The sequence below is a fragment of the Desulfosporosinus acidiphilus SJ4 genome (assembly GCF_000255115.2).
Lineage (GTDB): Bacteria > Bacillota > Desulfitobacteriia > Desulfitobacteriales > Desulfitobacteriaceae > Desulfosporosinus > Desulfosporosinus acidiphilus.
The window spans coordinates 4786090-4806497 of record NC_018068.1; the positions used below are offsets into that span (position 1 = coordinate 4786090).

Sequence of the window (20408 nt, forward strand, 5' to 3'; positions counted from 1 at the left end):
GGAATTCACAAAGTAGTTGGTAAAATCTGAATTTTCACATCAAGCAAGGCAAAAACAAAAGCCCAATTACACTAGTCCCTTCTTAAGAAGGACCAGCATAACTCGGCTTCTCTAATACTCTAGCCTTAATATTAAGTTAAGCAAATTTCAATGAAGTAATCGCTTGTCTGTGATATCAGTATATTCTTTCTTTTGGACTTTTTCAATACCTAAAATAACAAAATTTCCGATAATTCTTGTTCCTTAATTAACCTAAATTAGAAGAAAACCTTTGGCATCAGTTTTTCAGCAATTATTACAATTAACCCGAGCCATAATGTTTAGTTAGTACCTTTTTCTCACCGTTGTCGTAGGAATTCCTAACTCGTCCCTATATTTAGCAACAGTTCTCCTGGAAATTTCCATGTCTTTTGCCTTAAGCAGATCAGCTAATTTCTGGTCTGAGTAGGGACTCTTAGGGTTCTCTGCGGAAATAATCTCACGCAGAGCGAGCTTAATCTTCTCCGTAGTGATGTTTGAATCGTTATTATGTCCTCTCCCCATGCCATTAGCGAAAAAGAATTTAAATTCGTAAATTCCGCGTGGAGTCTGAACATATTTATGAGAAGTAGCCCGGCTGACGGTAGATTCATGCACACCGATTTCCTCAGCGATATCCCGCAGCGTGAGCGGTTTTAAATACTGAATCCCGTGACGCAGAAAATCCGTTTGCCACTTCACAATAGCATTGGCAACTTTATATAAGGTTAAGCGCCGCTGTTCAATACTGCGAATCAACCAGGCAGCCGCGTTTAGCTTTTGCTCTACAAATTTGCGGGTGTCGGTCTCTCCCTCATGACTGAGAGCCTCGCGGTAGGTTTTATTGATGCCCAGGCGAGGAACGGTAACATCATTCACTAAAATGATGAATTCACCGCCCACCTCTTCTATCACAACGTCGGGTACAATATAGCGCACATCTCCGGGGCCGGAAAAGCGGACCCCCGGCTTAGGATCTAATTTGCGAAGCAAGTCTGCCAATTCTTGAACCCGAGTAATCGATAACTTCATGGTATGAGCAATCTTTTGCAGACGTCCCGCTGCTAAATCTTCAAGATGCTTCAGTAATTCCGGTAATTCCGTAGGACAGTTTGGAATTAGAGGAAGCTGTAATCTCAAACACTCTTCAAGACTGCGTGCACCTACGCCTAAAGGATCCAAAGCTTGAACTGCCGCCAAGGCTTTTTCAGCGACTTCCAAAGTGACTTGGGTTTCTCGCGCAATATCTTCTAACGTCAACGTTAGGCCGCCGTTGTCATCAAGATTCCCCACAATATACTCTGCTACGGCCAAAGAAGCAGAAATCTTTTGCACGTGAAGCTGTTCCAGCAAGTACTCCTGAAGAGTTGGTGCAGCAGCAACAAAAGGATCAAACCGCTGCTTTTCATCCGGGGTCACCCGTTCTTGCCGGATATGGTTTTCCTCTTGATCATGGAAATAATCGTGCCAATCAACTTCCCATTTATCCTCAATCGGATGTTCCTCCGCACTATTGTTCTCCGAATCTCCTTTGGCATCCAAGGTTTCCTCTTGAGTTTCCAGTAAGGGATTCTCTAAAAGTTGCTCTTCGACGTACGTAGATAATTCGAGTGCGGACAACTGTAAAATTGTAATTGCCTGTCGCAATTCCGGAGTCATAATTAGTTTTTGAGTTTGTTCTAAACTCAAGCCATATCCTAACCGCACCTAATCCCCTCATCTCTTTTTAGGTCTACGAGATTATTGCCTTGCTCTTGACTCACATAGTTACCTTAGGATCTCCCATCTTCTGGCTCCTGATTCGTTCTGCTAACTCTTCGATTTTACGCATTCTATGATTAACCCCTGATTTGCCTACTTTAGGCCGCAGCATTTCGCCGAGTTCTTTTAAGCTGGCATCGGGATATTCTAAGCGCAGCTCTGCCATGCCTTTAAGTGCAGGCGGCAAGGATTGAAGGCCAACTGTTTTTTGAATCAGCTCGATATTCTCCAATTGCCTCACGGCAGCATCGACAATTTTATCCAGATTTGCTGTTTCACAATTCACCAATCGATTAACTTGGTTGCGCACATCTTTGAGAACCCGTACATTTTCAAATTCTAAGAGGGCATGGTGAGCTCCTATAAAACCGAGAAACTCTACGATGCGTTCACTTTCTTTGATATAAACGACATACCAATGTTTGCGCATACTAACTTTAGCACCTAATTTGAAACGATTGACAAGTTGACATAAGGCTTTGGCATGTTGTTCATCATTGCTGACAATCTCCAAATGATACGTTCCTTCAGGATTATTAATCGAACCGCCTGCTAAAAAGGCCCCTCGCAAGTAAGCCTTTTGGTCACAGCGTTTCCTGATTAAATCAGGGGGAATCCCATGGTAAATCTGTCCATCGTCATTGAGTAATCCCAAATTCCGCAAGTCTTCTGCTCCCCGGGGATAAATTCGGACCATATAAGAGTTGTTCTTACGAAGCCTGAGTTTGCGCCGAACTACAATATCCACGGGTCGTTTGAGCACATCTTTGGCTAGGCGGTAAATCTTTCGGGCTACAGGGGCGCTTTCCGTGATAACATTCAGAGCGTATTGCTGATGCGCGCTGATTTGAAGGGTACCGTCCATGCGAACTAAAGCAGCAAGTTCTGCCAGCTCACAACAAGGCTTTTGTTCAGGCAAGCGTGCCAACTCTTCTTTAGTTACAGCACTAAACGACAATAACAATCCCTCCTTTAGTTTAGGTATTTTTGCGAAGCTTCTGGGACAGCAGATAAGCGTCAACTAAAGCAATCCGTTCACCCATAGGTTTTAGACGAAACAGCACGCGAACAAGTTCCTTCGCTAAACGATCCGGATCGTGCCGTACAACATTTCTTTCTTGAACAAGGTTAGCCTCGAAATACTTTGCTCCTAAACGTTCTACTTCTTTGGGATCCGTCACCACCGGCACGGCCTCTTCCTCAACATAGCGTTGTAAAATAGAAGCTGTAATTTCTCCTTTGGTTGCCAATACCGCATCCACAAACCCAGAGCCGCAATGATTTAAAATTGCCTTAAGATGGTCGGATACCGTGTATCCATCTGTTTCGCCCTTTTCCGTCATTACATTGCAAACATAAACACAAGGCGCATTCACGTTTCGAATTTTTTCCCGAAGCCCATTAACTAAGAGATTAGGCAGCACACTTGTATAAAGACTGCCCGGGCCAAGAACGATAAGATCGGCCTCTTCAAGGGCCTGCAAAGCACCAGGGAGAGGGGTACAATTGTCGGGACTTAAATAAACTCGACAGATTTTTCCGTCAGTTTCCCGTATAGCTGTTTCTCCTTCAATATGTCGCCCGTCCTCAAAATCGGCACTTAATTCAACCTGTTCCAAAGTCGATGGGAAGACCTTACCGCGCAAAGCGAAAACTTTACTAACTTGCTCAATTCCCATTTGAAAGTCACCAAACGTATCCGTCAGGCCTGCTAAAAGTAAGTTTCCTAAGCTATGGCCATTGAGTGTCCCGCCTTCAAAGCGGTACGAAAAAAGCGTATCCATAATATCCTCGGTGTCCGCCAGGGCCACTAAACAGTTCCGCACATCCCCAGGAGGCTGAATGCCTAACTCCTCGCGCAGCCGCCCTGAGCTTCCGCCATCATCCGAAACCGTTACAATCGCCGTAAGATTACGGGTATATTGTTTTAACCCGCGCAGAAGGGAGGAAAGCCCGGTCCCTCCCCCCACAACGACAATTTTGGGACCTCTCATTAAATGTTGCCGAGAATAAATGACATCAACGATTTTGCCCTCATTTTCCGGTAATACCCCGGAGATAATTGAATATAACATACGCTTAAAACCAACAATGATCAGCAAAACCCCAAGGGCACTTATGACTAAACCTGTGGGTATGGCTATAATTTGAGTGCTTCCCGTGAGACGATAAACAATCTCGCGAAATTGTAATTCCGCATATCCTAAGGCAACCCCATCATTCATGACCGCAAAACCTGTAGCAAACAAAAAAATCCCCAGAACTGTTACGAGAAACCAGCGCTTCACTTTCAAATTTGGGTAGAGCCACTTCAGATATTGAACAATCTTCTCACGGTTTTCGCTTTTCATCGAGCAGTTCCGCCCTTCCTATTTTTTGCGGCATCCCGATGCTTAATACTAATAACATAATTCCGGTCTCTTAAGAATTGTCCAACTCGTTCAGCAATGGCTACGGAACGATGCTGACCGCCTGTGCAGCCGATTCCAATGACTAAGTGAGTTTTTCCTTCTCTAATATAATTTGGAAGGATATATTCCAGGAGAGCCAAATATTTCTCCATAAATTCCTGGGCCATTTGATTGCCAAAAATATAATCCTGTACTTGTTTATCTTCGCCGGTCAAAGGGCGCAGCTTTTCCACGTAAAATGGATTTGGCAAAAATCTCACATCCATAAGCAAATCGACATCAAGGGGTATTCCATATTTGAAACCAAAGGAGATCACCGATACTGCCATTTGAGTGCCTCGCCCTTTAGCAAACCGTTCCGCCACTTGAGCGCGCAGCTGCTGAGATGTTAAATCGGAGGTATCAATGATTTCGTCTGCCCGAATCCTTAATTCTTCAAGCTGCTGACGCTCCGCTTGAATTCCATCCAAAACTCTTCCTTGCGGAGATAAGGGATGACGGCGGCGAGATTCTTTATAGCGCCGGATCAGCGTCTTATCAGAAGCATCTAAGAAGAGGACCCGCAGATGAAACCCTTCCGTCTCCAGATTAGTTAAGGCCTCACTCAAGGAAGAAAAAAATTCGCCTCCACGCAGGTCACAAACAATAGCAGCTTTGGAAACCTTGCCTCGTGATTGTGCACAAAGCTCCGCAAACTTCACTAAGAAAGTCGGCGGCAAATTGTCCACACAGAAAAAACCCTGATCCTCGAGGCTCTGCATAGCCTGTGTTCTTCCGGCCCCCGACAAACCTGTAATTACAATAATTTCTAAACCTTCTTTATCCATTTCTTTCACCTCCTGCTTCTTATGAACTTTTGTTTAAAGCCTTTAAAGCCTGAGCCTGAGCACTCGTCAGAGCATCTTGCGGACTGCTGCTTCCCGCCAGCGCATTGCTCCAGGCTGTATCCTGAAGGGATATCAAGTTCCACTCCGGGGCGCTTCCCACAAGTCCCCATGCCTTTGAAAAAGCGCGATAAGCTTGGGGAAAGATTCCCTTTTGAGCTTCAGGCAGCTGATAGTAAGCCATATTCGCGGGCAGAAGGGATCCCGACTTGGCAAGAGCCCCTTCCACGTCGGGCTGTAGAAGTGCTTGTTCAACGATTTTAATCTCCGGACTAAGATCCTTGGTCATGATCGCGGAATTCGCAATTCCGAAAGTTAAACCCAGAAGCGGTTCACCCTGACCTGCCGTCAAGTCGGTTAAAGAAACACATCCCCAAGGAACTTTTTGCTGATTTAAGAGTACTGACTGGCTGGCTCCTGCAATAACATAGGGAGCCTGACCCCCTGCAAAGGACGTAAGGGCTTGAGGATCAATCCGAAGGCTCTTAGCGTTTTGCCAAGCTATTAGCTGCTGTAAAAAGGCAAGGTTGCTGGGATTATCTAAAGCAGGGTTTCCTCCGGTCATTAAGGCCCCTCCCTGACCGCTCCACCAGGCGGAAAGCGTCGCTGTATCAGCTGCAGGAACAGAGATTCCGCCTTGAGATGAGAATAAATCCGCAAGGGTGCTCGGAGCATTTGCCGTATCGGTTCTATAATAAAGCATCGGAACATCCGTTAACCAGGGTAATGCATATTGTGTATCTCCAAAGCGAAAACCGGCAGCAGCAGCGGTAAAACTTCCTTGATCCGCATAGGCAACCTTGGCCAGAGTCCCTTGACTATATAGCTGACGAATAATTTCTCTTCTGGCAATAAAAATTTCCGGCCCTTCTCCGCCTGCTTCAGCTTGGTAGGTAAAGGCTGCAAAATTCTGTTCCGGAACATATCTGAGCTTTACAATCACCTGAGGATGAGCCTTATTAATCGCCTGAACCTGGTTCTGCAAGGCATCAGCCTGTGCCCCAAGGAGAGAATGCCAAACCTCGATGACTGCAGGTGCCGGACCGCCCGGTTCTCCTGTCTGTGGCGCTTTGCTGCATCCACTGACCAAAAATACAATGATTAGCATACAGAATATACTGTGCAGTAAACGGGAAATCATTGTTTCACTCCATTCAAACTTGATAGCGATAAACCTTGACTTGCCCCTGCCGGTAAATGAAGAGGAACCAGCTTGGTACATCTTCACCCGTTTGCAGCACATCTGTCTCGAAATAAGCCACTGCTGTATTACGATTCCACTGACGTCGATCCATGGCTGCAAACTCAGGAATAACCCTCGCCCAATAGTCGTTTCGTTGAATCTCTTCGCCGGTGCGCTTTAGCTCCGCTTCCTTCGCCTCTTGACTTGCACCTACGGCAAAATAATCAGGAAGGGTTTTGGGCCGTTCCCATAAGTAATAGTCAAAGCGCAGTGCGTCAAGGAAAGAGCGCGTTAAATCTAACTCTGATGTGCTTAACATATTGGGCTGAGTTTGGGATTGAATCCAGATTATAAAATCCCAAAGTTTATCAAATAATGCTTTACCCGGCCACAGCCGCTGAAACCATCCTTGTTTCTCCCAATATAGGGCCAATTGATGGTAGAAATCAAAAGCTGAGGGAAAAAAGTGAAGAGCTTCACGCAAAACATGGGTGAACTTACCGGAATTATAGTATTTGTCAAGAACCTCTTCTATGCGATGTAATTGCAGCATTTCACCATGAGACAAGGCTGCGGTTTCAAGAATAGTATATGGCGGATCAGGGTTAAACAGAAGCCCATATTGTCGGCTTCTCAGGCGCAAACCCGATCCTTTCAGGACTTTTAGAAATCCCAGTTGGAGCATGTCCGGCCCCACTGAGTAAACATCATTGAAGGATTTACGAAAATTCGTCCAGTTTTCCAGGGGCAGCCCGGCAATCAAATCAAGATGCAAAGGGATCTGCAAATCCTTCATGACAGGTACAAACCTTTTCCAGTCTTCAAAGTTCTGATGTCGGGCAACAACTTCCAGAGTGGGCTGATAGGTCGATTGCACACCAATTTCCATCTGAATCAGACCCCGTGGATAATCTTTCAGATAGTCCATCCATTCTTCATCTAAAAGATCCCCTGCTATTTCGCAATGGACCCGCACTCGATCATTTAATCCCAAAGAACAAGTCTCTTCACGTACAATCGTCAGAATTTCCAAAGCATGCTTCTTATGGGCATTAAATGTACGGTCAACAAACTTGATGGTACGTGCGCCTTGACTTAAAAGGCGCCGAAACATGATGCGAAATTTTTCGGGAGCCAAATAGCGAACGCCTTGAAAGGTCGAGGACAAACAATACTGACAGGAAAAAGGACACCCACGGGTAGTTTCGACATAAACAATCCGGCCGGAAAAATCCTCATCACCAGAATAGGGAAAGGGAAGTTCGTTTAAATTGAGCAATGCCCGGCTAGGAGGATTGACGATCACGTTCCCGTCATGTTTCCAGGCCAGCCCCTCGACCTGTGAAAGATTCCCGCCTTCCTGCCAAGCTCTAAGCAGATCAGGGAAAGATTTCTCTCCCTCGTCAAGAATCACGGCATCCACTTCATGGTGCGACCTCAAAAACTCTTCTGTTTCAAAGGATACCTCCGGGCCCCCAAGTACAAATTGCACATCCGGGCAGACCGGATGAAGCTGTCTAATGACACTCATGACTTCTTTTATGTTCCAAATATAACATGAAAAACCTATAACATCGGCCTGAGTTTCATAAATTTCTCCGGCGATACGCTCAAGGTGGTCATTAATACTGTATTCACGCAGAATAACGTCGGATGTTACTGACTGGCGTACGCTTTCTTGCAAATAGCGAAGGGCTAAATTGGTATGAACATATTTTGCATTGAGTGCTACGAGTAGAACACGCAAATCTGACAATCCCCCTTCGCCCTAAGTATAGCGTTTTAGACCGTTTAATGCAATTCTTGTGCCAGAATGCACGAAGGCCTTCCACTATTAATAAGCAGAAGGCCGTTAACCTTTTGGTTGGATTAGTATTCTTATTATTAGAAAATATTATTAGAAGATAACATCCATACTGATATCACTTAGAGAAGCACATCCCGTCAATACCATGGCTTGTTTAAGTTCGTTTGTCATCCTGCGCAGGACTGTGGCAACCCCCTCAGCACCTCCGCCATAAGCAGCTATCACAAGAGGACGTCCGATAAGGACAGCATCTGCACCAAGAGCCAGCATTTTCAAGACATCAACTCCTGACCGTATTCCTCCGTCTGCCAGCACCGCAATTCGACCATTGACTGCCGCTGCAATTTCCGGCAGAGCCTCAGCCGTGCCCGGAGTGTGATCAATCATCCGCCCCCCGTGATTAGAAACAACAATGCCCGCTGCACCTGCCTCAATGGCAATTTCCGCTTCATCGACCGTCATAATCCCCTTAAGGATTACCGGCAGCGTCGTCCCGGATATAATTGTTTTTAATTCCTCTAGAGACTTTGGCCCTACAGCCATGGTTGACAAACCGGCAGCATCGACATCCATGCCCACCGCTATGACCTTAGCTTCTTCGGCGCGTTTAAGACATTTAATGACTTCCTCAGGCTCCCTCGGTTTTGTGAAGGCGATACCACGGCCTTGAAATTTAGCGATTTGATCCACACCGGTATTATACAGCGCTACATCCGGGCCGTCACCCGTAGTTCCTAAAGAACCCTCCGTCAGGCAGCCCTGGAGAATAGCCTCTGCCCATTCCTCTTCACTCAAAGCTCCGCCCATATTAAATTTATTGCCGGTGATAGGAGCTGCAATAATCGGCGTTACTAACTCTTGACCAAAAAATTCCAGTCTTGTGTTCGGATCTTTGGCGCCGTGCAGGGACCTTAAGTTTATGCGATAAGCAGCAAGAGCCTCAACATTATTCTTAAAGGAAGCACCGGTACCGGCACCCCCCATTCCCGGAACCTCCCCGACACAGGCTTTGCCATTGCATTCCGGACAAACGCGGCAATATCCCTTAAGTTTTTCGCGAGCAGTTTCGCGAATGGTCTTCATGGTCATTTTCATTTGTTTTTCCCCCACATTTTTAATTCATATCCGTATATTAAGAACTTGTCATTCCTTCTGGCACTCTTCGAACCAAGTCTAAGGCTGATCCCAAAACATAGCGTTCAATGGCTTCAGCCACGCCGTCTTCCTGATTTGTAGCAGTTACTATATTCGCCTGTTCTTGAATTTCTTTCCGGGCATTCCCCATGGCAACGCCAACTCCGGCATATTTTATCATTTCCAGGTCATTAAAGCTGTCCCCTATGGCCATGACTTCTTCTTGAGCTATATTAAACCTCTCTGCCAAAGCAGCAAGAGCAACCCCTTTGTTAACCGTGGATTCCGTCATTTCCAGAAAATAGGGCTTAGACTTTGTAAGATGCACTTTATCACCATATCGTTGGTCCAAAAACGGCGTTAGTTGGTCTAACCCTGCTTCTTCCGCCATCAATAATATCTTTTCAACCCCTTCAGGCTCCTGAGATATTGTCTCTTGCAAATCAGCTTCTTCAATCGAGACCTTTGAGATGCGGGCGTATTGCTCCGATAGTTCTGTCAACTTTGAGGTAATAACACGATTTTTTAGATAGATCTGTGCATACATCCCGCGTTCCAAAACATCGCCGATAATTTTCTTTGCTAGCGCGCTTGGGATCACACGGCGGAAAAGAATTTCTCCGCTGATAACTTGTTGGACCATTGCCCCATGATAGGTAATCACAGGAACATCGATGCCCAATTGGAGAGCATAGGGCCGCGTAGATATAGGCATGCGACCTGTTGCGATGGTTACCTTAACTTTTTGCTCCTGAGCCTTTTGAATAGCCTTGACCACACGAGGAGAGATTGTCCAATCATCTCTTAATAACGTATCATCCAAATCCATAGCCACTAAGCGGATAGCCAATTTTTTCTTCAACTCCCGTACCTCCCTTTAGAGAGGTAAAAAATCCCTTGATCCCTATCTAAGACCCCCGCTTCTATAGCGGAAGTGACTCCAACACTCTCTTCGGAGAAGGCAGAGCCCTCAAGAATACCTCACGGAAATTCCGTTGTTTAATCCGTTACTGAATGATTTCACTGAGCCTTTGCTATCGATTCCGAGTTGCCGAAAGACGGCTGAGAAAGATATCGTTTAAGATATTGTCCGGTGTGAGATGAAGGGAAAGCAGCCACTTCCTCAGGCGTCCCGGTTGTAACAACCTCTCCTCCCCGGTCTCCTCCTTCGGGACCAAGGTCAATAAGCCAATCGGCGGTTTTGATAACATCGAGATTGTGCTCAATAATCAGAACAGTATCCCCAGCATCCACTAAGCGGTGAAGTACTTGAAGAAGCCTGTCAATATCCGCCATATGGAGCCCGGTCGTAGGTTCATCGAGAATATAGATCGTTTTACCGGTACTGCGCCGGCTAAGTTCTGTAGCCAGCTTAATACGCTGGGCCTCTCCTCCTGACAACGTTGTGGCCGGCTGACCTAAGTGGATATATCCCAGTCCGACATCCTGAAGGGTCTGAAGTTTCCTCGAAATCTTGGGGACCGCCTGAAAAAACTCCACGGCCTCATCCACCGTCATGTCAAGAACTTGCGAAATGTTTTTCCCTTTATAGCGAACTTCAAGAGTTTCCCGGTTATAGCGCTTCCCTTCGCAGACTTCACAAGGGACATAAACGTCCGGAAGAAAATGCATTTCAATTTTAATAATTCCATCTCCATGGCAAGCTTCACAGCGTCCGCCTTTAACATTAAAGCTGAACCGCCCCGGCTTATACCCTCTCATTTTAGCTTCAGGCGTCATGGAGAAAAGTTCCCGTATCAAATCAAAAACTCCTGTATAAGTCGCCGGATTAGAACGTGGGGTTCTCCCAATAGGAGATTGGTCAATATCAATAATTTTATCTAGATGCTCCAGCCCTTCTATACGATCGTGAGCACCGGGGCGCTGCCGTGCACCATTTAACTTGTGTGCCAAACCTTTATAGATGATTTCATTGACAAGAGTACTCTTGCCCGACCCGGAAACACCGGTTACACAGGTCAGAAGCCCTAAAGGAATCCGAGCATGAACATTCTTTAAATTGTTCTCGCGAGCCCCGAAGACTTCCAGCCATTTACCATTCGTTTCCCGCCGTTTCTCAGGGACGGGGATTTGCTTTTCACCGCTTAAATACTGACCTGTCACAGATTTTTTATTAGCCTTAATTTCTTGAATGGTCCCTTCAGCCACCACGTAACCGCCATGGGCACCGGCTCCCGGCCCAATATCAATAATATGATCAGCCTCAAGCATCGTATCTTCATCGTGTTCAACCACGATCAGAGTATTGCCTAAATCCCTTAAGCGTTTTAAGGTTGAAAGAAGCCGGGCATTGTCTCGCTGGTGAAGTCCAATACTGGGTTCATCCAAAACATAAAGCACACCCATAAGACTTGATCCGATTTGCGTGGCAAGACGAATTCGCTGAGCCTCTCCGCCGGAAAGTGTCCCAGCGGAACGGGCCATCGTAAGATAGTCCAGACCAACATTGATTAGAAAACCCAGCCTCTCTCTGATTTCCTTCAGAATTTGATAGGCAATCGTTTCTTCTTTTGGGGTCAGCGTTAATTGATTTATAAAGTCAATGGCTTCCGTAATGGAAAGACGAGATAAATCATCAATGGAAATCCCCCCTACCTTGACAGCCAGAGCCTCCGGCTTTAGGCGTTTTCCCTGACATTCTGGGCAAGGACGTTCACTCATATAGCTTTCGATCTCAGCGCGTACGGTATCGGAAGTAGATTCCTTGTAGCGGCGCTCAAAATAAGGAATTAACCCTTCAAAGTTAGAATGATAGGTTTTTAATTGATCAAAAATATTATGGTATTGAAACTTGATAGGCGTTTCCGTGCCATAAAGCAGACCCTGCCATTGCTTCTCAGATAGCTTCTGCAAAGGAGTGTCCATCGTAAACCCAAGATTGTGAGCCACGGCCTCCATCATTTTAGGATAGTAGGTGGAAACTGATTTGGCCCAAGGGGCAATGGCACCTTCGGATAAGGACTTAGAATGATCGGGAAGAATTAAGTCTAAATCCACCACTAAATTAGCACCTAAACCGGTACAAGTGGGACAGGCACCATAGGGACTGTTAAAGGAAAAAAGCCGCGGAGAAATTTCCTCCAGTGCTATTCCGCAATCAGGGCAAGCAAAATTCTCACTAAACAGCAGTTCGTCCCCGTCAGTAACATCAATAATAACATTCCCTTCCCCAAGCTTTAAGGCCGTTTCCAGAGAATCGGCCAAACGTTCAGCACTTTCGGGTTTTAGGATAATTCTATCGATCACTACGTCAATGGAATGCTTCTTAGTCTTCGCCAATTTAAACTCTTCACTGAGATCACGAATTTCGCCATCAACTCGGACCCGAACATATCCCGCCTTACGAGCCTCCTCGAATACTTTTACGTGTTCTCCTTTTTTCCCTTTAACCAAAGGTGCTAATATCTGGAGTTTTGTGCGCTCCGGAAGCTCCAAGATCTTATCCACCATTTGCTGGATCGTTTGTTGCGAGATTTCACGCCCGCACTTGGGACAATGGGGATGACCAATCCGTGCATATAACAAACGCAAATAATCCCAAACCTCTGTGGCCGTACCTACGGTTGAGCGGGGATTACGATTCGTTGTTTTCTGATCAATTGAAATTGCCGGCGATAGGCCTTCGATAGAGTCGACATCCGGCTTGTCCATCTGCCCCAAAAATTGCCGGGCATAAGCCGAAAGAGATTCAACATATCTCCGCTGGCCTTCGGCATAAATCGTATCAAAGGCCAGGGAAGACTTTCCGGAGCCGGATAATCCGGTAATTACAACAAGCTTGTCCCGGGGTATATCAATATCAATATTCTTTAAATTATGAGCGCGTGCCCCACGCACACGCAAGTATTCCTGGCTCATGTTCAGCCTCCTAATTTGTATGATAATCTAACTGGTTCTTTTACCTCGCTTCTTATTATCACCTTTAGATCGGTTATAACGATTTCCGCTTCCCCGCTGTTGACTCGTGATTTTGTACTTGTTTTCTTCACCTTTTAATTCTATCATAGCATCACGAATTTCGGCTGCTCGTTCAAAATCCAAGTTTTGAGCTGCCAGGCGCATTTCTTGTTCTAAGCTGGCGATAAGAGAAGCCATCTCCTCCGGCGGCAGTTTTGAACCATAAGCTTTTTTGCTTTCGGCTACTTTCGTTGCTTCCGGCGCATCATGGACTGCTTTCCGAATCGTTTGGGGGATAATCCCCATTTTCTCATTATAAGCCATCTGGATAGCCCGCCGTCGATTCGTCTCGTCAAGAGCAACCTGCATAGATTGGGTTATCTTGTCACCATACATAATGACTTTTCCTTGAGCGTTTCGCGCCGCGCGTCCAATGGTCTGAATGAGGGAACGATCAGACCTCAGAAAACCTTCTTTATCCGCGTCAAGAATCGCCACTAGCGATACTTCAGGCAAATCCAAACCTTCTCTCAGGAGATTAATCCCAACAATGACATCAATTATACCTAAACGAAGCTCTCGCAGAATTTCAACCCGCTCTAAGGTCTTAATATCCGAATGAAGGTATTTCACTTTAATCTCCAGGTTTTTTAAATAATCTGTGAGATCTTCAGCCATCTTCTTGGTTAGTGTAGTAATCAGGACTCGTTCGTTTCGGGCAATTCTTGCTCGAATTTCTCCCAGCAGGTCGTCAATTTGACCTTTAGTCGGACGGACAACGACTTCCGGATCTAACAAACCCGTTGGCCGAATGATCTGTTCAACCACCGTTGGGCAGTGAGCTAACTCATAAGGGCCGGGGGTAGCACTGACATAAATGGTTTGCCTAATTAGCCGCTCAAACTCAGCAAACGTTAAAGGGCGATTATCCAAAGCAGAGGGCAATCTAAAACCGAAATCTACGAGGGTTGTCTTCCGCGATCGGTCTCCTTCATACATCCCTCTTACTTGAGGGATGGAAACATGAGATTCATCCACAAAAAGCAAGAAATCTTCAGGAAAATAGTGAAGCAAGGTATAAGGAGTTTCTCCAGGTTCACGGAAGGTCAAATGTCTGGAGTAATTTTCAATTCCATTGCAAAAGCCCATTTCCCGCAGCATTTCCAGATCATAACGTGTTCTCTGTTCAAGTCGCTGAGCCTCTAGCAGCTTATTTTGGGATTGTAAAACCTGCAAACGTTCACTTAATTCAAGTTCAATATTTTCAGCTGCCTTCATTACTTTTTCTTGGGCTGTGACATAGTGAGAATTTGGGAAAATAGCGACATGATTTCTTTCCCCTAAAATCTCTCCGGTTAATACATTTATTTCGTAAATGTGTTCAATTTCATCCCCAAACATCTCAACTCGAAGAACCTTTTCACTAGAAGACGCCGGATAAATCTCCACAACATCCCCGCGCACGCGAAAGGTTCCGCGCGTAAAAGCAATGTCATTGCGGTCGTATTGAATTGAAATTAATTTGCGCAGAATATCATTGCGATCAATGACTTGTCCTTGGCGTAAAGAGAGCACCAGCTCACGATACTCTTCCGGTGAACCCAAACCGTAAATACAGGAAACACTGGCGACAACCAGAACATCCCGCCGCTCGAAAAGTGATGCCGTAGCTGAGTGACGTAATTTCTCGATTTCGTCATTAATTGAAGCATCTTTCTCAATAAAAGTATCACTCGAAGGAACATAAGCCTCCGGTTGATAGTAATCATAATAACTTACAAAATACTCTACGGCGTTTTCTGGGAAGTACTCTTTGAATTCGCTGTAGAGCTGTGCTGCTAATGTTTTGTTATGCGCTAAAACAAGGGTCGGGCGCTGGACTTTCGTAATAATATTTGCCATTGTAAAGGTTTTTCCTGAACCGGTGACCCCCAACAGTGTTTGGTGACGCTTTCCTTCCTTTATACCGGCAGCTAAAGAATCTACGGCCTGGGGCTGATCTCCTGAAGATTGGTAGGGGGCATGTAAACGAAATTCCATCTTTTGATCCCCTTTGTAAATTGTAAAATAAACACTATGTGAACTCGTTCAGCCAAAGCTGAACATCGGGGCCTCGGCGAAGGACTCTATCCACACAGAGGCAGAGAACGTGAACCACTCCCACTTATGGAAGTAGTGGGAGTCTTACAATTTGATAAAAACTTCATTTTGGGTAATAATTATAATCTTTCTAAGTTCATTTTACATCTTAGGAGATGCATATTCAACAATATCAGCCCTCTTAATTGCAGTCTCAGAATACCTTTTTATTCCATTGGGTAACGGTTGTCAAAATCTTAGGGAAGAGACGAAAGGATAAGGATTTTCGTCTCTTCCCTGTATAGCCTTTTATTATCCTCCGCTGTCACCGCCACCGCCGCTTTTGTCTTGTGAAGATTGGCTTCCTTGGTCTTTAGACTGACCTTGGGATGACTGATCTTTCCCTTCCGTTTGCAGCATTTCCGGAGGCACCGTCTTAACTTGTTGGTTCGTCGTCTTCTCCGTCCCTATGACTTTCCCTTGCGAATCTAGATATTCTCTTGTAGTTTCCGTCTTAACTGTTTCTGTAACTTTAGCAACCCCTGGCGGAACATTTCCTGACGTCTGGGCTTGATCACTGCTGCCGCTTGCACTCTGTTTACTCCCTTGTTTGTCTTTACTGTCTCCCTGATTTTTACTGTCTCCCTGTTCCTTACTCTGAGTTTGTGCTTTTGAAGTCTGTTTTTTCTGGTCTTGTTGTGCGCTTTGCATCGTTTTAACATAACTTTTTTGAATTACCGCAAGATTATCAGGGGTAACCGCCTTAACTTGAATGATCTTAGCGGGAATATCTCCCTGTTCACTGGTAATTGAATCACTAAGATCAAGAGGCTCTTTATCAATAACCTTCTGAGCCCACTGGAAGGCGTTTGCCCCCTGAAGATACGGAGATGTGTCCACATCGCTGGTTTGAGATCCGCTGGCCATTCGGTCAAGGGAAGAAATACTTGCCTGCCCCCCAATCAGCAAAACCTTCTTATCCAATTGCAATTGTTTTAAAACATCACTTGCCATTCCCGACAATTGAGCCGTAGGGGCTAAAATCCCTTGCACTTTCCCAGGATTCTTTTGTAAAAAGTCGTTTAAGCTTTGCTTAACTGTTGATTCCGCTCCCTGTGGACTGGCAATCGTTTGAATGGATATTTTAGGATATTTACTGAGAACCGCTTTGTTCCCGGCAAGAAGTTCTTGAGATCCCGTCTCACTGGGATCTCCCTGCAAAATGATGACTTGCCCGTCTGAAACTTTGCTGACTAAGGACTGAGCCATCAGTTCCCCTGTCTTTTCCTGATCTGACGTTACTATGCCTGCAAGATTAGCGCCCGCCGGAACTTGGTTTAATGCTAGGACTGGCACTTTATTTGTCTGGGCGTTCTTTAAAAGATTCGCATTTCCTCCCTGATAGATTAAGACTTTAGCCCCTTTCAAGGCTGAATCATCCACCGCTTGACTTGAATCGAGGTATTTGACTTTGACATTCCCCTTCTTCGCTAAATCGTCAATGCCTTTGGTGATCAGCAATTTATTTGGGTCTTTTTCATCTAAAGACACTGCAATTATCGGAGGTTTAGAATTATTACCTGCAGAAGAAGTTTTGTTTTTGTTGCCTAAAAGGGCTTGAAGACCACAGCCACTTATGGTTAAACTAAGACATAAACATAAACCAATGAAAACAACTAGGGTTCGCTTTCTGTATGTCATGGAAACGCTCCTTTCGAACTCCTAATTTTGTCATTAGTCTTCCCTTGTCGTATAAAATAATGCAGTTTGTTTAAATAGTTCAAGCGACTCATTGTATGTTGAAGTCTTTAGTTATAACATTATAATGATTCTTTTTCAAACCATGAGTTCATTCAAGTCTGACGACGCTCCCAATGATTTTAAGGAGGGTTAAAATTGCCGGTCAAATTGGAACACATTCTCACTCGTGTTAATACTCTTCCCCCTCTGCCTACTGCTGCCGTAAAAGTTGTAACCTTAACAAAAGATCCTACGACTACAGTTAAAGAGCTTGAAACCGTAATTTCACAAGACCCTGCGCTTGCCGCCGGGATGTTGAAGCAAGCCAATTCTGCCTATTACGGATATGCCCGACGCATTTCATCACTCCAAGAAGCCATCGTAATGTTAGGTTTTCAGGCGACTCAAGGATTAGCCATGGCTTCAGCCGTTGCTCCTATACTTAAAACGCCCCTCATTGGCTATGAAATTGAACAGGAGGGCCTCTGGAAGCATTCTATGTTAACGGCTATGGCAGCCAAACGATTATGTCAGCATTTAAGGCTTCCCTTTGGAGAAGTTGCTTTCACCGCAGGTTTGCTCCACGATATCGGTAAATTAGTCATCTCCATTTATATTCAGGAAGTTAATACCATCCTTTTGCAAAAAGTCCAGGAAACATCACTTTCCTATGTTGAACTTGAGGAAAAAGTTATTGGCTATGACCATGCTACGGTGGGCGGATACTTAGCAATTAACTGGAACCTGCCAGACGACCTTGTGGAAGGTATTTCCTACCACCATTCTCCTTTGAAAGCCCACAACTTCATTGATTTAGCGTCTGTTATTCACATTGCGAATGGCTTAGCTAATTTGCTCGGCACAGGTGGTGGGGTGGACAGTTTTTTTAACCCTCTTGAGCAAGAAATTCTAGACCGCTTTACCCTCAAGGAAAGTGACCTTGAACGTCTCATTTCGGAGATTGGTGAATATCTCGTTGACCCCTCCATTTTTGGCTAGGTTCTCAAAGCATTTTAGTTTAATCCATTTAATTTCAAATCTCCCAAAATTGTATTAAGAAGAATTTCCCGGTATTCATCTAACTTCCCAAAGTCTACAGATTCTGTATAAATGGCTTTAAGCTGAGATCTATGGTTTTGCCAAGAGGAGATAGTTTCAATTAGCTTTTCCCCAAAGGGTCGTTCTAAGCCCTGATCAACTAAGTTATCCGGATTACCCTGCCATATGGCCAGATGTCTTTCTGGAAAAACAATCCCAATCACTTCATCTGGGTTTAGTGGATGTAAGATAATTTCAATTAATTGACCGAGTTGCTGCGCTTCATTTAATACCCAGTCTAAGGCATCTAAGGTTTCATCCCCTTCAAGCCGAATCTGATCAAAATCCATAAGAAAATGAGGGGCTAGGTTCAACCATCCTTCTGAGGTTAAGCCATGCAAAAAATAGGGATTAATTATACTCTTTTGCAGCAGTTTTACTGCATTCTCAGCAAGTGGCCAAGGCCCAGTATTCTCTTTTCTGATTTTTAGCCGGGCGGAATTGCCCAAAATCCAAGACATGTCCTCTCTTTTATCGGTTCTGGAAGTCCTGGGAACAATTAAAGAACTCAGCTCAGCCGCCAATTCTTCCTCTACCTTCTGTTGAAGTAATTGAAGCTGATTTTCAAGTTTTAAAATATGTATACGCTGCTTCTCGAGCTTATAATCATCACAAAAGCGGTTAAAATCAATAAACTTTTCCACCACACCCGGAGCACGCCAACGAAACGGCGAAATTTCCATCACATCCAGCATAGCCAATCCCATACGAGGCATTATGAAACCGGCCATAGAATCGGGGTCGCGAGCTGAACGCATAAAATCAATTTCATACCCCCGATCTAGCAGTTCCAGGCCAATAACTTTAATTAAAGTCGATTTACCTGTTCCCAGCCCCCCTAACAAGACATAAACCCTTTGCCAATTCGGCATCATATTAGGCACCAGAGAAATATACCCCCGCGTGGTGATTCCTTCGGCAAAGTAATGCCTTACCCCAGTTTTATTTCCCATCTTCATCCAGCCCCCGTTGTTTTTTATATCAGCGTAGTCTATGCAGCTAGAACTTCGAGGGTGAATTTATAAAAAAGGAACTAAACTGTAGTCTAGGCGTTTAAAATAAAAAACGAGGTTGCGCAACAAAATGTTGCCGCAGCCTCGTTTTCTTTATACTATCAAAAAGTATAACTTTTGGTTGTATATTTTACTTCATTTTTCCTTGTAATGCTTGAACTGCTTTTAAAAGCTGAGGATCAAAATTCGTATCCGTTGGCGAAAGTGTAGCTTGCTGGCCCTTTGGGAGTTCTACCATTACGTCCGGTTCAATCCCAATTTTGTTAATCGAGACCTTATTTGGTGTAAGATATTTGGCAGTGGTTAATTTGACACTCGTCCCCGCATCGAGAGGGAAAATTGTTTGGACGATCCCTTTGCCGAAGGTTTTTACTCCCACTAACGTCCCCGTTTTCTCATCCTTAATAGCGCCGGAGACAATCTCCGCGGCCGAAGCGCTCTCTTCATTGACAAGCACGACCAAAGGCATTCCTAAATACGTTCCAGTGGCCATCTTTGTATCTACGTTTCCTTGTTTGTCTACAATATAGACCACCGGTCCGGAAGGAACAAAATAACTTGCAACTTGAACAGCCGCATTAAGTTCACCGCCGTGATTATATCTTAAATCCAGAACGATACCTTTGTATTTTTTTATATTCATGTTGTTCAAAGTATCTTTAAGTTCAGTACCGGTATCCGTGGAAAATTGAGTAATATTAATATAGGCAATATCAGGATGCCCGGGCAGTGCTTCTCCATCAACCGTAGGAACGGTTATATTTTCCCTTGTCAGGCTCACCGTATAAGTTTTGTTGGTACTGGCGCGATATAATGCTAAAACCACTTTCGTTCCCGGATCACCGCGCATCAAATTTACGGCTTTGTCCTGGTCCATACCGGCCGTATCGGTATCATTGATCTTGCTCACAACATCCCCCGGCAAAATCCCCGCCTTGCTTGCCGGAGAATTTTTAATAGGCCGCAAGACCACGAGTTTATTTGGATCCTTCAGGCTAAGAACAATCCCCACTCCGCCAAATTTGCTATCAAGAATCTGAAAAAGTTCTTGATTCTCTTGGGCATTCATATAGGTCGAATACGGATCCCCCAGAATATCCACAATTCCTTTCGTAGCACCTTCAACCAATTGTGATGTCGAAACATTCTCTAAGTAATCGCTGTGAATAAGTTGTGCAACATGAACCAGACGACCAATGTTATCGACGTTGGCGAGTACGATTCCGCCTACCGTTGCTGTCACCAGCACACAAAAAATCAGTAAGACAACTCCAACATGTTTTGCTGTTCTTTTCCAATTCCACTCCTGCACTCAATGTCAAACCCTTTCCTCAAGTCTTGCTCTATTATATGCCTATCCCC

At 44.9% G+C, this 20408-nt stretch carries 14 protein-coding genes; 1 reads left to right on the plus strand and 13 read right to left on the minus strand.

The window, feature by feature from the left end:
* Nucleotides 1-324: 324 nt before the first annotated feature.
* The 11 genes from rpoN to DESACI_RS21880 form a co-directional block, all read right to left on the minus strand.
* Nucleotides 325-1725 carry an RNA polymerase factor sigma-54 gene (rpoN, locus tag DESACI_RS21830; protein ID WP_014829398.1) on the minus strand — a complete coding sequence of 467 codons (1401 nt, stop codon included), beginning with the start codon at nt 1723-1725 and terminating at the stop codon, nt 325-327.
* 52 nt (nt 1726-1777) lie between these two features.
* Nucleotides 1778-2737, minus strand: a complete 960-nt coding sequence (gene whiA / locus DESACI_RS21835; RefSeq protein ID WP_014829399.1) for a DNA-binding protein WhiA — start codon at nt 2735-2737, stop codon at nt 1778-1780.
* A gap of 19 nt (nt 2738-2756) precedes the next feature.
* Nucleotides 2757-4130 (minus strand): gluconeogenesis factor YvcK family protein, encoded by a 1374-nt coding sequence (locus DESACI_RS21840; RefSeq protein WP_014829400.1) that lies wholly within the window; start codon nt 4128-4130, stop codon nt 2757-2759.
* Nucleotides 4127-5017, minus strand: a complete 891-nt coding sequence (gene rapZ, locus DESACI_RS21845; RefSeq protein WP_014829401.1) for an RNase adapter RapZ — start codon at nt 5015-5017, stop codon at nt 4127-4129. Before rapZ ends, DESACI_RS21840 begins: the two co-directional genes overlap by 4 nt.
* Before the next feature lie 19 nt (nt 5018-5036).
* Nucleotides 5037-6296, minus strand: a complete 1260-nt coding sequence (locus DESACI_RS21850; protein WP_242833105.1) for a sugar ABC transporter substrate-binding protein — start codon at nt 6294-6296, stop codon at nt 5037-5039.
* Nucleotides 6229-8004 carry a B12-binding domain-containing radical SAM protein gene (locus DESACI_RS21855; RefSeq protein ID WP_014829403.1) on the minus strand — a complete coding sequence of 592 codons (1776 nt, stop codon included), beginning with the start codon at nt 8002-8004 and terminating at the stop codon, nt 6229-6231. Before DESACI_RS21855 ends, DESACI_RS21850 begins: the two co-directional genes overlap by 68 nt.
* A gap of 150 nt (nt 8005-8154) precedes the next feature.
* Nucleotides 8155-9153 carry an alpha-hydroxy-acid oxidizing protein gene (locus DESACI_RS21860; protein WP_041276741.1) on the minus strand — a complete coding sequence of 333 codons (999 nt, stop codon included), beginning with the start codon at nt 9151-9153 and terminating at the stop codon, nt 8155-8157.
* 43 nt (nt 9154-9196) lie between these two features.
* Nucleotides 9197-10048: a Cof-type HAD-IIB family hydrolase gene (locus DESACI_RS21865; RefSeq protein WP_049804148.1), complete on the minus strand. Its 852-nt coding sequence runs from the start codon at nt 10046-10048 to the stop codon at nt 9197-9199.
* A 170-nt stretch (nt 10049-10218) separates the two neighbouring features.
* Entirely contained in the window at nt 10219-13077 is a 2859-nt protein-coding gene (gene uvrA / locus DESACI_RS21870) for an excinuclease ABC subunit UvrA (RefSeq protein WP_014829406.1), read from the minus strand.
* Nucleotides 13078-13104: 27 nt separating this feature from the next.
* Complete coding sequence (gene uvrB / locus DESACI_RS21875; protein WP_014829407.1) at nt 13105-15156, minus strand: excinuclease ABC subunit UvrB; 2052 nt, start codon at nt 15154-15156, stop codon at nt 13105-13107.
* 351 nt (nt 15157-15507) lie between these two features.
* Nucleotides 15508-16896 carry a sugar ABC transporter substrate-binding protein gene (locus DESACI_RS21880; RefSeq protein WP_014829408.1) on the minus strand — a complete coding sequence of 463 codons (1389 nt, stop codon included), beginning with the start codon at nt 16894-16896 and terminating at the stop codon, nt 15508-15510.
* Nucleotides 16897-17091: 195 nt separating this feature from the next.
* Between DESACI_RS21880 and DESACI_RS21885 the strand changes: the two genes are divergently transcribed.
* The gene (locus DESACI_RS21885) at nt 17092-17934 is read left to right on the plus strand and encodes an HDOD domain-containing protein (protein WP_014829409.1); all 843 of its coding nucleotides are present in this window, start codon (nt 17092-17094) and stop codon (nt 17932-17934) included.
* Nucleotides 17935-17948: 14 nt separating this feature from the next.
* Here the strand turns inward: DESACI_RS21885 and DESACI_RS21890 are convergent, their stop codons facing one another.
* Both DESACI_RS21890 and DESACI_RS21895 read right to left on the minus strand, forming a co-directional pair.
* A complete protein-coding gene (locus DESACI_RS21890) occupies nt 17949-18986 on the minus strand; it encodes a hypothetical protein (RefSeq protein ID WP_014829410.1) in 1038 nt (345 codons plus the stop codon).
* Between the two features lie 190 nt (nt 18987-19176).
* Complete coding sequence (locus tag DESACI_RS21895) at nt 19177-20358, minus strand: S41 family peptidase (RefSeq protein ID WP_014829411.1); 1182 nt, start codon at nt 20356-20358, stop codon at nt 19177-19179.
* Nucleotides 20359-20408 lie beyond the last annotated feature (50 nt).

Bases quoted from the DNA above. Each gene is read 5' to 3' on its own strand.
- DESACI_RS21840 (WP_014829400.1), bottom strand. From the start codon at position 4,130: ATGAAAAGCGAAAACCGTGAGAAGATTGTTCAATATCTGAAGTGGCTC.
- rapZ (WP_014829401.1), bottom strand. From the start codon at position 5,017: ATGGATAAAGAAGGTTTAGAAATTATTGTAATTACAGGTTTGTCGGGG.
- DESACI_RS21850 (WP_242833105.1), bottom strand. From the start codon at position 6,296: ATGTACCAAGCTGGTTCCTCTTCATTTACCGGCAGGGGCAAGTCAAGG.
- DESACI_RS21860 (WP_041276741.1), bottom strand. From the start codon at position 9,153: ATGACCATGAAGACCATTCGCGAAACTGCTCGCGAAAAACTTAAGGGA.
- uvrA (WP_014829406.1), bottom strand. From the start codon at position 13,077: ATGAGCCAGGAATACTTGCGTGTGCGTGGGGCACGCGCTCATAATTTA.
- uvrB (WP_014829407.1), bottom strand. From the start codon at position 15,156: ATGGAATTTCGTTTACATGCCCCCTACCAATCTTCAGGAGATCAGCCC.
- DESACI_RS21880 (WP_014829408.1), bottom strand. From the start codon at position 16,896: ATGACATACAGAAAGCGAACCCTAGTTGTTTTCATTGGTTTATGTTTA.
- DESACI_RS21890 (WP_014829410.1), bottom strand. From the start codon at position 18,986: ATGGGAAATAAAACTGGGGTAAGGCATTACTTTGCCGAAGGAATCACC.